11 protein-coding genes are annotated in these 13,231 nt (G+C 67.3%); 6 read left to right on the top strand and 5 right to left on the bottom strand.

Annotated features, from left to right (window positions below; genetic code table 11):
- Nucleotides 1-26: 26 nt before the first annotated feature.
- On the top strand, nt 27-731 hold the full coding sequence (locus IP86_RS04195) for a sulfite exporter TauE/SafE family protein (RefSeq protein WP_054161263.1): 705 nt from the start codon (nt 27-29) through the stop codon (nt 729-731).
- Nucleotides 732-748: 17 nt separating this feature from the next.
- On the opposite strand, the gene IP86_RS04190 is transcribed toward IP86_RS04195, so the two are convergent.
- Nucleotides 749-2,089, bottom strand: coding sequence for an aspartate aminotransferase family protein (locus IP86_RS04190; RefSeq protein WP_245290530.1), 1,341 nt, complete (start codon nt 2,087-2,089; stop codon nt 749-751).
- Nucleotides 2,090-2,444: 355 nt separating this feature from the next.
- On the opposite strand from IP86_RS04190, the gene IP86_RS04185 reads away from it, so the two are divergent.
- Genes IP86_RS04185 through IP86_RS04175 form a run of 3 tightly spaced genes read left to right on the top strand, consistent with a single transcriptional unit; the run spans nt 2,445 to nt 5,128 of the window.
- Nucleotides 2,445-3,281, top strand: coding sequence for a DeoR/GlpR family DNA-binding transcription regulator (locus IP86_RS04185; protein WP_082363833.1), 837 nt, complete (start codon nt 2,445-2,447; stop codon nt 3,279-3,281).
- Nucleotides 3,282-3,340: 59 nt separating this feature from the next.
- Entirely contained in the window at nt 3,341-4,285 is a 945-nt protein-coding gene (locus tag IP86_RS04180) for a helix-turn-helix domain-containing protein (protein ID WP_245290529.1), read from the top strand.
- Between the two features lie 45 nt (nt 4,286-4,330).
- The gene (locus IP86_RS04175) at nt 4,331-5,128 is read left to right on the top strand and encodes an inositol monophosphatase family protein (RefSeq protein ID WP_054161260.1); all 798 of its coding nucleotides are present in this window, start codon (nt 4,331-4,333) and stop codon (nt 5,126-5,128) included.
- A gap of 231 nt (nt 5,129-5,359) precedes the next feature.
- Here the strand turns inward: IP86_RS04175 and IP86_RS04170 are convergent, their stop codons facing one another.
- Both IP86_RS04170 and IP86_RS04165 read right to left on the bottom strand, forming a co-directional pair.
- Nucleotides 5,360-6,316: a choline/ethanolamine kinase family protein gene (locus tag IP86_RS04170; RefSeq protein ID WP_054161259.1), complete on the bottom strand. Its 957-nt coding sequence runs from the start codon at nt 6,314-6,316 to the stop codon at nt 5,360-5,362.
- Entirely contained in the window at nt 6,316-7,269 is a 954-nt protein-coding gene (locus tag IP86_RS04165; RefSeq protein WP_082363831.1) for a phosphotransferase, read from the bottom strand. Before IP86_RS04165 ends, IP86_RS04170 begins: the two co-directional genes overlap by 1 nt.
- Before the next feature lie 205 nt (nt 7,270-7,474).
- Here IP86_RS04165 and IP86_RS04160 point away from each other — a divergent pair, with 205 nt between their 5' ends.
- Nucleotides 7,475-8,875, top strand: coding sequence for an amidase (locus tag IP86_RS04160; RefSeq protein WP_054161258.1), 1,401 nt, complete (start codon nt 7,475-7,477; stop codon nt 8,873-8,875).
- Nucleotides 8,876-8,886: 11 nt separating this feature from the next.
- Nucleotides 8,887-10,104 carry a Zn-dependent hydrolase gene (locus IP86_RS04155; protein ID WP_245290528.1) on the top strand — a complete coding sequence of 406 codons (1,218 nt, stop codon included), beginning with the start codon at nt 8,887-8,889 and terminating at the stop codon, nt 10,102-10,104.
- 385 nt (nt 10,105-10,489) lie between these two features.
- On the opposite strand, the gene IP86_RS04150 is transcribed toward IP86_RS04155, so the two are convergent.
- Entirely contained in the window at nt 10,490-12,316 is a 1,827-nt protein-coding gene (locus tag IP86_RS04150) for an ABC transporter ATP-binding protein (RefSeq protein WP_054161256.1), read from the bottom strand.
- The gene (locus IP86_RS04145; RefSeq protein WP_054161255.1) at nt 12,316-13,230 is read right to left on the bottom strand and encodes an ABC transporter permease; all 915 of its coding nucleotides are present in this window, start codon (nt 13,228-13,230) and stop codon (nt 12,316-12,318) included. The genes IP86_RS04150 and IP86_RS04145 overlap by 1 nt, the downstream gene beginning before the upstream one ends.
- Nucleotide 13,231 lies beyond the last annotated feature (1 nt).

Raw genomic sequence — 13,231 nt, 5'->3', positions numbered from 1 at the left:
CGGCGCAGATCGAGCGCGGTGAGCGAATGATGATGACCAGCGGACTACATTTTATCGGCGGCGCGGTGCTTGGCCTGGCCGGCAGCCTGCATTGCGCCGGGCTGTGTGGCGGCATCGCGTCATCGCTACTGCTGGCGACCTCGTCACCGGATGTGACCGCGTCCGGCCGGGCCGCGACGCTGCTGCGGATCCAGCTCGGCCGCGCGCTCAGCTACACGCTGTTCGGCGCGGCCGTCGGCGCCGGCGGCGCGGCGTTCGGTGGGCTGGTGGCGCTCGCAGGGGTCCAGCCGGCGATGCGGATCGCAGCAGCCTGTGCGTTAGCGTGGACCGGATTGTCTGTCGCCGGCCTCGTCCCCGGATTCCGGGTGATCGATCGCGTCCTCGCGGCGGCGTCCTCGATACGGACGCGCTCGTCGCGGCGGCTTCCGCTGCCGTCCTCCCTCGCGCTCGGCATGGCCTGGGGCTTCGCGCCGTGCGGCATGGTCTACGCGGCGTTGCTGAATGCAATGCTGAGCGGATCGACCTTGGCGGGTGCGGAGTTCATGGCGGGTTTTGGCCTCGCGACCATTCCTGCCGTCGCCGCAGCAGCCTTCGGCGTGACGACACTGGCGAGCGCCCGTGTCTCACGGCGTGGCTTTCGCAGCGCGCTCGGCGCCACGCTGGTCGCGCTCGGTGCCGCCAGCATGATCGAGCCAGCGATGTCGCTCGCGGCGCTCTGCGTCGGCGCGTGACGATCGACGGGATCTGACTAGATCGGCAGCGTCTTCAGCACCTCGTCACAGGCCGACACGACGATATCGGCGTGTTCGCGGGTGAAGCAAAGCGGCGGGCGGATCTTCAGCGTGCTGCCGAACGGCCCCGCGGCGCCGATCAGAATGCCGTGCTCACGCAGCCCGTTGATCACATGCGTGGCGATCTCCGGCGCCGGCGCCTTGGTCTCGCGGTCGCGCACCAGTTCGAGGCCGACAAACAGCCCGCTGCCGCGCACGTCGCCGATCTGGATGTGGCGATTGCCGATCTCGCGCAGGCCGTCCATCAGATAGCCGCCGACCCGGCTGGCATTGTCCATCAGACCCTCGTCGCGGATCACGTCAAGCACCGCGAGCCCGGCGGCGGCCGCCACCGGATTGCCGCCGAACGTGTTGAAGTACTTGGTCCCGGCCGTGAAGCGATCGATCAGTTCAGGCCGCGTGGCCACGCCGCCCATCGGAAAGCCGTTGCCCATCGGCTTGCCCATGGTGACGATATCCGGCACCACGCCGTGCCGCGCAAAGCCCCAGAACGCCGATCCGGTGCGGCCGAAGCCGGGCTGGACTTCGTCGGCGATGAACACGCCGCCCTGCGCATGCGCGAGTTCCACCGCTGGCGCAAGGAACCCGGCCGGATCAGCATAGACGCCATCACTGGAAAAGATCGTATCGACTAGCAGACCCGCAAACGGGATGCCGTCGCGCTGCAAATCGGCGATCGCCGCTTCGATGCTCTGCGCGAAGCGAGCGCCGATGTCGTCGCCCGGAGTGCGGAATGTTTCCGGCGCCGGCACCACGCGAACATGCGCGGGCGGCTCCCGCCCCGGCCACGACGACGGCGACACGTCGCTGACCGCCGCAGTGTTGCCGTGATACGCGCTCTCGGTGACGATGATGCCGCGCCCGCCGGTCGCCGCATTGGCGATGCGCAGCGCCAGATCGTTGGCCTCGCTGCCGGTGCAGGTCAGCACCAGCTGACTGATCGGATCCGGAAACGTCGCGAGCAGCCGCTCGGCGTATTCGTCGACCACGTCGTTCAGATAGCGGGTGTGGGTGTTGAGCTGGCCGGCCTGCCGGCTGATTGCCGCAACGACCGCCGGATGCGAGTGCCCGACGGACGGCACGTTATTATAGACGTCGAGATAGCGGCGGCCGTCGGCGTCGTGCATCCACACGCCTTCGGCGCGGACCATCCGGATCGGCTCCTGATAGAACAGCACCGAGCCGGAGCCGAACGACCGCATCCGTCGCTGCAATGCAGCGCGCAGCTCCGGATCGGCGGACCCGGCCGCATTCGGATCGAACGCGTTGAGCGCCAGAATTTCCTTGTCGCGCGCCACGTTCTCTCCCTTGCTGATCTCGCCGAGCTGTGCATCGCAACACATCTTGTGCGGGCACTGTGAGCCAAGGTGGAAGCTCCCACAACCACGGCACAACCGCGGCAACGGCATTGCAGAACAACAGGCGCTGCTCCGTCTGGTTCACACAACCTGCAGCTGATTGGGCAGATGCACAGCGCGTCGTCGGCGTATCACGATCGCCACCAGCCTACTATTTACGCAGAAAGACGCCCAACATATGGGGGACCTGCCACATTATTAGTGTGGACTCACAACTCGATCGGCCCGAAGCTACACACTACCAACCGGGCCACGTCCTCTCACCGTGAGACGCAAGCCGGTTCATCGAGGGCGCATGGTCAGCATCCCCGTCACAGCAGACGTCGAACAGCTCGCCGGCCGGAAGGCGCGGCGCGCCGACGGGGACCGGCTGTCGAAGACGGCGCGCCATCAGCACATCATCTCGCAGCTCACCGCCGCGCCGACACTGCGCGCCTCCGAACTCGCCGCGGTGCTGGGGGTCTCGACCGAAACGATCCGGCGCGACCTGATGGAGCTGCAGGAGCAGAAGCTGATTAACCGCACCTATGGCGGCGCATCGCGGCCGTTCGCGCTCGAGCCGTCGCTGGTCGATCGCAAGCGGCTGCTGATCGCCGAGCGCGAAGCCATTGCGGCCGCGATCGGCGACCTGATCCAGCCCAACGAGGTGCTGATGCTCGGCGCCGGCGCCACGACCTTTCACGTCGCCCGCCGCCTCGCCGCGACGGCGCGGGACATCACCGTGATCGTCAACGATTTCGCGATCGCCGGCGCGCTCGCCACCAACGCCTCGATCCGCATCCTGTGCTGCCCCGGCCGTTATCACGCCACCGAGGGCTACGTATTCGGCACCCAGACGATCGCCAGCATCAACAGCTACGAGGCTAACCGCGCCATCGTCGGCGCCACCGGCGTCGGCGCGCGCGGCATCAATGATGCCGACGAGGAAGCCGGCGCGGTGTATGGCGCGATGGTCAAGCGCGCGGCCGAAGCCATCATCGTCGCCGATCACAGCAAATTCGAGCAGCGCGCCCTCACGGTGTTCGCACAGTGGAGCGAAATCGACCGCTTCGTCACCGACCGCGCGCCCGAAGGCGCGCTCGCCACCGCCGTGCGTGAAGCCGGCACCGAACTCATCGTCGCCCCATGCTGACCTCGCGAACCTCCTCTTCGTCCGCCCCGCCAGAAAGGGTTATTGCCATGCATGACACCATGACCAGAAGCAGCCCGACGACGACGCGGCAGATCCACATCGGACGCCTGCGGATCGACAGCGTCGCCGCCGACCAGGCCTATGTGTGGAAAAGCGACACCGCCGACGTCGAGCGCGACGCCTGCTACATCCTGGCGATCCCGATTTCCGGCTGCATGACGCTGACGCAGTGCGGCGAGACCAAGATCGTCCGCGCCGGCGAATATGTGCTGCTCGGCCAGCGCGGCTCCACCGCGCTGTCGGCCGCCGCCGGCCTGCGGCTGCTGATGCTGCATATTCCGGCGACGGAGCTGCGCGGCCGGCTGGTCTCGGTCGAGGATCACATCGGCGGCCGCTTCTGCGCCAACGAACGCATGACCTGCCTGCTCGTCGACCTGGTCAAGGGCATCGCCGAACTGTTCGCCGACCGCGCGCCGCCGAATCCGCAGGCGCTCGCCACCGAGATCGTCAGCTTCGTGGCGCTGACGCTCGGCGCCGAAGATCGCGGCGCCGCGATCGACGTGCGCAACACGCGCTACCAGCTCCGCCGCCGCATCTTCGATTTCATCGAAAAGCATCTCGGCGACCAGAATCTGTCGCCGCGCAAGATCGCCGAGAGCAGCCGGATCTCGATGAGCTATCTGTACAGCCTGTTCAACGACGACGAGACGACCGTCGGGCAGTTCGTTCAGGTCAAGCGCCTGCAACGCGCGTATGAACTCCTCGTCGCCGATCCCAAGGGCCATCGCACCGTCGCCGAAGTCGCCTACGAGGTCGGCTTCAAGAACGTCTCCCACTTCTCGCGCAGCTTCAGCCGGCACTTCAGTATCGCGCCGCGCGACGTGCGCCAGGTCGGAGCCGATCCGGGCGCGGCCGCCCGGCCGGCGCGTGATCGCAAGGTCGCCGGCTCCCGCGGTTTCGGCACGACCTATTGGGAAGCCGATCGGCTGCAGGAGACGGCGTAGTCCGTCTCCGCCTCTTTGTTTGTAACTGCCCTGCCGGAGTGTCCCGTGGCCGCCACGCCCGATCAGGCCTCGATCGAGGCCGACCTTGCGCCTTTCTTCGACGAACTCGCCGACGCCGCCGGCGTCATCGCGCGGCATCACTTCCGCACCCGGATCGATTTCGAGCGCAAGGACGATCTGTCGCCGGTGACGATCGCCGACCAGGGTATCGAGCGCGAGCTGCGGCGGCGGATCGAGGCACGCTTTCCGGATCACGGCATTCTCGGCGAAGAAATGGGATCGACGCCGGGCGAGCGATACACCTGGTATCTCGACCCGATCGACGGCACCAAGAGCTTCATCTCGGGCATGCCCTTGTTCGGCACGCTGATCGCGCTGAACGACGATCGAGACGGCCGCGTGGTGGCCGGCATGATCGACATGCCGGCGCTCGGCGAACGCTGGTACGGCACCGCCGCCGGCACCACCTTCAACGGTCTGCGGGTCAATGTCAGCTCCATCTCGGAGCTCGCCGACGCCCAGATCTACACATCGTCGCCGGACTTCTTCACGCCGGAGGATTGGGAGCGCTACGATACGCTCAGCCGCAAGGCGATGTTCCGCCGCTTCGGCGGCGACTGCTACCAATACGGTCTGCTTGCCTCCGGCTATTGCGACATCGTGGTCGAAACCTCGCTGAAGTCGTTCGACTTCATGGCGCTGGTCCCGGTCGTCGAAGGCGCTGGCGGCATCATCCGCGACTGGTCCGGCCGCCCGCTGGACCCGACCTCCGACGGCCGCGTCGTCGCCGCGGCCAACGAGAAGCTGCTGGAACAGGCGCTGGAGGTTCTGGATCAATCCTAAGGGCGCCGTTTAGGCGTATCCCTCCGTCATTGCGAGGAGCACTCGGATCGCCGCTTCGCGGCGTCCGAGCACAGGCTCCGCGACGAAGCAATCCAGCGCCGCGTGCAGGGAGCTGGATTGCTTCGCGGAGCCTGTCATCGGGCGGCGCTTCGCGCCGACCCGGTGGCTCGCAATGACGCAGGAATTCGCGTCAGGTCGCTCGTGGGATTCACAGGCGCAATAAGACCGCGATCACACCATCCTGAGCCAGCTGTCCCAGCGCGGATCGTACATCAGGCTGCGGGCGCGCATGTATTTCCAGATGCCGTATTTCTGGTAGTCGAAGTCCCACTCCTTGAGCTTGCGGTTGACCACCGCCCAGGACGCCCACTTCACGTCGGCGAGCGCGCGGTTGAGGATCACGCGCGCGACCATCGACGGCCGGACCTCGCCGCAATATTGCTCGATCAGGCTGAGCGTCAGCTGTTCGTCGAAGAACATCTCGGCAAACAGCACGCCGAGTTCGTAGCTGCGCTCGTTGTTGGAGGCGAATTCGTAGTCGATCAGCCGCATCGGCTTCGGCGCCGACGGATCGGCGCTGATCAGGAAGTTGCCGGGCATCGGGTCATTGAAGCACGGCACCAGATCGAGGCCCGATGCCATGAAGGCGTCCTTGGCCTGGCGGTAGCGATGCTCGATCCACGGCATGTCGGCCGGGAAGTGCGAGCCGAGCTCGCGGCCCTGCTCGATATGCTCCTCGATCATGTCGAAGATCGTCTTGGTCTGCGCGAGCGCCGGGCCGGAATGCAGCCGGCGATACAGCGCCAGCACGTCCGACTGAATCGCGGCGTCGCCGAAATCGCCATTGGTGCAGGCACGGTAGCCTTCGAGAAACTCGCTAACTTCGAGGCCGTCCTCGGCATCGAAGAACACCACCTCAGGGGCGATCTGCATCGCATGGGCGTTGCGCGCCGCCTCGTTGGCGGTGACGCGGTCGATGAACATCTCCGAGCCCTCGCCCGGCACCTTGACGAAGTAGCGCCGATCGTCGCCGTCGACCTCGACGATCCAGTTCTGGTTCATCAGCCCGCCGACCAGCGACGCGTAGCTGAAGCTGCGGCCCTGCCATTGCGGCACGCGCTTCACCGCCGCTTCCAGGGCCTGTTCGTGATCGGTGCCGGCTTCACCGACGCGCCGCTTGATCGACATCAGACCCTCCGCACCATGTCGCCGAAGCGCGGCTCACGCACGGCCATCGAGCAGCGCAGGAAGCGCCAGCTCGCGAATTTGTAGAACTCGAAGGTGTTGCGCGGCGATCGCGCCGACAGCAGCGCGCCGATCAGCCCGTGCCGCAGATCGTCGGCGATGCCGTAGACCCGAGTTCGGTTGAACGCCGCCTCGTCGAAGCCGCCGGTGGCGCGGATGAAGGCGTCGCGCGCCTCCGGCTCGCGATCGAACGCCTCGACCAGGAAGCTGCCGAGGTCCTCCAGCGGATCGGCATTGCCGGCACGGTCCCAATCGATCAGTCGCACCTCGCCGGCGTCGCTGATCAGGATGTTGGAAACGTTGCCGTCGCCGTGGATCGGCACGGTCTCGACCTTGACGTTCGCCAGCGCCGCCGCGGCGAAGCGCAGTTCGGCCATCATCCAGTCGATGTCGGACGGGAGCTGCGCGCCGATCTCCTTCACCGCCTGATAGAACCGCTCGATCTCCGCGAACACGCTCGCGCTGCGCGGCAGCGGCGGTCCCGCGTGGAAGCGCTTGCGCGCGGCAATCACTGCATCGACCAACTTTGGGTCGAGCATCCGCTCCAGCGTGCCGACGCGCCAGCCGGCGTTGAGATCTTCCATCACCAGCACGCCGGATGCTGGATCCGCCACATGCACCTTCGGACCGATGCCGAGATCGGATGCGCGCCGGGCCGCCTCGAAGGCGCAGGCGATGTCGATGTACATCGCCGCGTCGGGGTCCATCACCTTGACGAACAGGCTGTCGTCACCGGCCTTGTCGGCGGCCCGCCACGGCGCGCCGTCGACGCCGCGCCAGCTCGGCGACGCCAGCACCGACAGCGCCGGCTCGATCACCAGCGATCGCCCGCTCCAGCCCGGCACCAGCGCGACGTGGCTGCGAACCTGCTCCATCTGCGCGTCGAAACTGATCATTCAAACTCCCGACCTTGCGCGCGCCGCGCGCCATCGCCGGCGCGGGCATGTCTCCTGCGTGAAGTTTCCTCAGGATCGCCGCAAAGGGGATGCCCGATGTTCCACCAAATCGTGCCGATGAAATCTCCCGTCGTTTGCCGACCGGCAAACTCCGCTATCCCGAAGGGCAAAGGCCCCGCTTGTCCGGGGCGGTGCGGAGTGGACGATGTCGATTGAAGAGCTGATTGCCATGAATCTCGGCGACCTCGCCGATGCCTACGCGGCGCGGACGCTGTCGCCCGTGGAGGTGCTGCAGACCGTCATGGCGCATGCCGAAGCCGTCAATCCCGCCATCAACGCGCTGTTCAGCTTTCGCCCGGACCAGGCGCTGAGCGCCGCGCGCGCCTCCGAGGCACGATGGAAAACCAATGCGCCCGCCGGCCCGCTCGACGGCGTGCCGATGACCGTCAAGGACAGCGTCGCGATGGTCGGCTGGCCGTATCTGCACGGCATCAAGGCCAATGCGGAGCTGCCGCCGTCCACCTACGACTCGCCGCCGGCTATCGCGCTGCAGGAGAGCGGCGCGGTGATCTTCGCCAAGACCACGATGCCGGATTGCGGCCTGCTCGCCGCCGGCGTCAGCTCGATGCACGGCATCACCCGCAATCCGTGGGGCCTGAAGTGGAATACGGGCGGCTCCTCGGCCGGCGCCGGCGCCTCGGTGGCGGCGGGCGCAGGCCTGGTATCAGTCGGCACCGACATTGCAGGCTCGGTGCGGCTGCCGGCCGGGCATTGCGGCCTCGCTTCGCTGAAGCCGACGCACGGCCGCATCCCGCATCTGCCGGCCGACACGATGCGGATGGCCGGCCCGATGGCGCGCAGCGTCGACGACGCGGCGCGGCTGCTCACCGTGCTGACCCGCGCCGATGAGCGCGACACCTGGAGCTTCCCGAACGACGGCACGCAGTATCACCAGCACCTCGGCCGCGATATCAAAGGCCTGCGCATCGGCGTCCTCACCGACATGGGTTTCGGCCCAAAGCCGGAGCCGGCGGTGCGCGACGCGGTCGAAGCCGCGGGGCGCTTGCTCGCCGGCGCCGGCGCGATCGTCGAGCCGATGGCGCCGCCGCTCGATGTCGACGGCTACGCGCCGATCGACCTGTTCCTGCAGGTGCGCGGCTTCGTCGAAGTCAGCGGCCTGCCGCCGCATCAGGATGGCGGCATCAATCCGTATGTGAAGGCCTGGGCGCTCGGCGGCGAGCGTCATTCGGGCGCCGACATGTATCGGGCGCTCGGCGCGATTACCAAGATGAAGACCGCGCTGCTCGCCGCATTCGATGGCTGGGACTACGTGATCGCGCCCGTGCTGCCGGTGGTGAACTTCCCGGCAGAAGAGCCCGGCGTGTCGCGCGACGTGCCGCTCGCCCACACCATTTTCACCGCGATGTTCAACCAGACCGGCCAGCCGGCCGCGACGGTCTGCACCGCGTTCGACGACCGGCATCTGCCGATCGGCATTCAGGTCATCGGCCATCGCTGCGACGATCTCGGCGTGCTGCAGGTCGCCAAGGCGCTCGAGCAGCTGCGCGAGGTGACGATGGATTGGCCGCTGACGCCGCGGGCGTGAGGGAGATGCCCGTGGGCCAGCAACTACACGATCTGCTCAGCCGTTTCGCGACCTTCGGCGCGACGGACAATGGCGGCGTGTGCCGTCTCACCGGGACGCCGGAGGACAAAGCCGCGCGCGACCGCTTCGCCATCGAGCTCGCGCAGCGCGGGCTGCGGCTCGAGATCGACGCCATCGGCAACATGTTCGGCACCGCGCTGCTGGCGCCGGACTCGCCGGACATCGTGTTGGTCGGCTCGCATCTCGACAGCCAGCCGACCGGCGGACGCTATGACGGCGTCTACGGCGTGCTGGCGGGCCTGCTTGCGGTGGAGACGATCGCGGCGCGCGCGGCGGCGATGCCCGGCGCAGCGAAGCGCAACCTTGCGGTGGTGAATTGGACCAACGAGGAAGGCGCGCGGTTTCAGCCGAGCCTGACGGGGAGTTCGGTCTATGCCGGCACGCAGTCGCTCGAGCACGCGCTGGCGCTCGCGGACGGCAACGGCGTGACGCTCGGAGATGCGCTGGCGGCAATCGGCTATCGCGGCAATGGCGCGCTGGCGCTGACGCCGCTGCGCTATGTCGAACTGCATGTCGAACAGGGCGCGCGGCTCGAAGACAGCGCCACCGAGATCGGCCTGGTCGAGGGCGCCTGGTCGGCCCGCAAAGTGTCGATCGTGTTCGAAGGCGAAGCGTCGCACACCGGACCGATGCCGATGCCGCGACGGCGCGACGCGCTTCGCGCCGCCGCGCGTTGCATCGACATGCTTTACGACGAATTGGAGCAAGGCGCCCACGCCTCAGCGGCGCGGATCAGCGTCTATCCGAATTCGCCGAACGTGGTGCCGGCGCGCGTCCAGGTCTGGTTCGAGATCCGCCACGAGGACGAAGCCGTCGCCACCGCGATCGGCGACCGCTTCCTGTCGCGGATCGATACGGCGATCGCGCCGCTCGGCGTGTCGGCCTCGATCGCGATCGACGAGCGCCGCGGCACGGCATCGCTCGACGCTGCCGGCGTGGCGTTGGTGGAAGGCGTCGCGGACGAACTCGGCTTCAGCTCGATGCGGATGAAAACCGTCGCCGGCCACGACGCGCTCGCCTTACAGAAGCGCCTGCCCGCCACGCTGATCTTCGTCCCCAGCCACAACGGCCTCAGCCACAACGCCCACGAATTCACGCCGCCCGAGGCGCTGGATAAGGGGCTTGCGGTGCTGACGGAGACGCTGTGGCGGATGGTGACGGCGGAGTAGCGCGGGCGCGGGCGCCGCAAACGCTCACGAGAGTGAGAGAGTCCCGTGTCCCGGGCGCGATGCGGCATGCAATGCCGCTTCGCAGACCCGGGATCCCGGTTTCTTTTCTGGCCGTTGCCTAGGGCCCTGGTTGGTCGCCTACGCAACCGGGGCCCCGGATCTGCGGCGCACCACGCCGCAAGAGCGGCGCGCTGCGCCGCGTCCGGGGCACGGGAAGTTTGCGGCTCACGTCGCGGCTTACGACCTGTTTACACCGAGCCTCTCCGTCATTGCGAGCGAAGCGAAGCAATCCAGCTTCGTGCACTGCGCTGGATCGCTTCGTCGCTGCGCTCCTCGCAATGACGTGGGGAGAGACTGCGGCGACCTCGCAGCGTCGAGGCGCTTGCTACGCCGCCGCCGGCTCCGCTTCAGCGCTATCGAGCAAGTGACACGCCGCAAACCGCCCCGGCTGATGTTCCTGCAGCCGCGGGGTTTCCACACGGCAGCGGCCAAACGCTTTCGGGCAGCGCGAGGCGAAGCTGCAGCCGGGGGGGATGTCGATCGGGCTCGGGGGCTCGCCTTCGAGCAGGAAGTCGCCAGCGTTGAACGGTTTCTCTTCCAGCGTCGGCGCCGCCGACAGCAGCGCCTTCGTGTAGGGATGCTGCGGATCGAAGAACAGGTCGCGGTTGTCGGCGATCTCCACCATCTCGCCGAGATACATCACCGCGATCCGGGTGCAGACCTTCCGCACCATCGCGAGGTCGTGCGAGATGAACACGTAAGTGAGATCGTTCTTGGCCTGCAGCCGCGAGAACAGATCGATCAGCTTGCTTTGCTCGCGCTGATCGATCGCCGACAGCGTCTCGTCGAGGATCAGCAGCTTCGGATCGAGGATCAGCGCACGCGCAATCGAGATGCGCTGGCGCTCGCCGGTCGACAGCGCGTTCGGCAGCGCGTCGTACAGCTTCGCCGGCAGGCCGACTTCGGCCATCGCGGCGGTCACCTTCGCGCGCATCTCCTTGCGCGGGATCTCGCCGCGAATCCGCAGGCTCTCCTCGATCATTCGACCGACCGTGGTGCGCGGCGGCAGCGCCGTGTAGGGGTCCTGCAGCAACAGCTGGAATTCGTTGCGTTTGCGGATCAGCTCGCGCGGGGTCAGCTTCGCGAGATCAGTCCCGCCGAGCACGATCGTGCCGGTGTCGGGCGTCTCCAGCCACGCCAGCATCCGCGTCAGGGTCGACTTGCCGCAACCGGACTCGCCGACGATGCCGAAATTCTCCCGCGGCATGATGTCGAGCGTGACGCCGCGCACCGCCTGGATGTTGCGATAGGTGTTGAAGGTGCCGCGCTTGCGCTGGCGATAGGTGCGATGCACCCCGGCAACCCGCATCAACGGCGCTTCGCCCTCAGCGTGGCGCCGGACCGGCGGCCCCTCGCCGGCCGACCAGATCCGCGGCACGCTGTCGATCGCGCTGCGCGCGGCATCGGTTTGCGGCGCCTTGAGCAGGTCCTCAAAAGGCCGCTCCTCGACGAAGCGGCCGTGATGCATCAGCGCGGTGCGCTTGCCGAATTGGCCCAGGATCGGCAGCGACGAGGTCAGATAGATCGTCGCCATCTTGTGGCGCAGACAAAGATCGTGCAGCAGCGCCACGATCTGCGCCGCGATGGTGACGTCGAGCGGCTGGGTGATGTTGTCGGCGATCAGCACCGCCGGCTCGGCACAGATCGCGTCGACGATCATCGCACGCTGCATCATGCCGCCGGAAAATTTCGACGGATATTCGTAGTAGCGCTCCGCCGGCGACGGGATTCGCACCTCGCCGAGCAGCTGGATGACGCGCTCACGGCATTCGTTCGGCGCCCATTCGGGCCGCACGCTGTGCAGCTTCTCGGCGATCTGAATGCCGACCGGCATGGTCGGATCGAGCGAGCTCTGCGGCTTCGATCCGATATAAGCGATGTCGCGGCCGACGCGGAACGTGCCGGTCGAGGTCTTCTTCAGCGTATCGTGGCCGGCGAACAGCACGCGGCCGGACCGATAGGTCAGGCTGTCCGGCAGCCAGTCGGCGAGCGCGCTGCTCAGCATCGTCTTGCCGCCGCCGCTCTCCGCATAGATGCCGAAGATCTCGGAGGTGTGCAGGCGGAAGCTGATGTCGTCGAGGATCGGCGGCGTGCCCCCGGCGCGCGGCCCGACGGTGAGATTGTCGACTTCGAGGATCAGCGACAGATCCATTACAGGCCTCCGTACACCCGGTTGCGGGCCTTCTCGAGCGCGGCGCCCATCAGGTTGATCGAGGTCAGCGCCACCGCGAGGAACACGCCGGGGCTGGTGGCGATCCACCAGGCGTTGATCAGATATTTGCGCGAGTCGGCGATGATACTGCCGAAGCTCGGTGTCGGCGGCTGGATGCCGAGGCCGAGGAAGCCGAGGATCGCCTCGAAGATCATCATGCGAGCGACGTCGAGCACCGCCACGAAGGCGATCGGCGGCAGGATGTTTGGCGCGGCGAACAGCAGCAGGATTCGCCAGTCGCCCGCGCCGAGCACACGTAGTCCCCGGACATATTCGAGCCCGCGCTCGGTGACGGCGGCGCTGCGCGCGACGCGGGCGTAGAGCGGCCAGCCTGATAGCGCCAGCACGATGATGATGGTCGGCACCGTCGGGCGCGACACGCCCAGGATGGTGATCGCCAGGATGATCATCGGGATCGACAGCTGCGCGTCGGTGATGCGCATGATGATGGTGTCCCACCATTTGCCCTTGAAGCCGGCGAACAGGCCGAGGCCGCAGCCGATGATGAAGATCAGCAGCACGGTGACGATGCCGATCAGCAGCGAGTAGCGCAGCCCGATCAGGCAGCGCAGCAGCATGTCGCGGCCGAGCTGATCGGTGCCGAGCGGATGGCCCCAGCTCCATTTGTCGCCGAGGAACAGCGGCGGCAGGAACTTGTCCTTCACCACCATCTTGGTGGCGCTCATCGAGGAGATTTCCGGCACGATCGCCGAGGCCAGCAGCAGCGCCAGGAACACGAACAGCCCGATGCGGAAGCTGGTCATGCCCCAGGCAGCGGAGAGGATGCGGCGATTGACCGAGCGCGTGGCGGCGGCGGGCTCGGGCGCGATGGTCACGGTCGAGGCCAGCGTCATC

The organism is Rhodopseudomonas sp. AAP120 (assembly GCF_001295845.1).
GTDB lineage: Bacteria > Pseudomonadota > Alphaproteobacteria > Rhizobiales > Xanthobacteraceae > Rhodopseudomonas.
This window is presented reverse-complemented; position numbering and strand designations above follow the sequence as displayed.

Coding starts and splice junctions, on each gene's coding strand:
- IP86_RS04185 (WP_082363833.1), top strand. CDS start 2,445: ATGGTCAGCATCCCCGTCACAGCAGACGTCGAACAGCTCGCCGGCCGG.
- IP86_RS04160 (WP_054161258.1), top strand. CDS start 7,475: ATGTCGATTGAAGAGCTGATTGCCATGAATCTCGGCGACCTCGCCGAT.
- IP86_RS04165 (WP_082363831.1), bottom strand. CDS start 7,269: ATGATCAGTTTCGACGCGCAGATGGAGCAGGTTCGCAGCCACGTCGCG.
- IP86_RS04195 (WP_054161263.1), top strand. CDS start 27: ATGATGATGACCAGCGGACTACATTTTATCGGCGGCGCGGTGCTTGGC.
- IP86_RS04180 (WP_245290529.1), top strand. CDS start 3,341: ATGACCAGAAGCAGCCCGACGACGACGCGGCAGATCCACATCGGACGC.
- IP86_RS04170 (WP_054161259.1), bottom strand. CDS start 6,316: ATGTCGATCAAGCGGCGCGTCGGTGAAGCCGGCACCGATCACGAACAG.
- IP86_RS04145 (WP_054161255.1), bottom strand. CDS start 13,230: ATGACGCTGGCCTCGACCGTGACCATCGCGCCCGAGCCCGCCGCCGCC.
- IP86_RS04150 (WP_054161256.1), bottom strand. CDS start 12,316: ATGGATCTGTCGCTGATCCTCGAAGTCGACAATCTCACCGTCGGGCCG.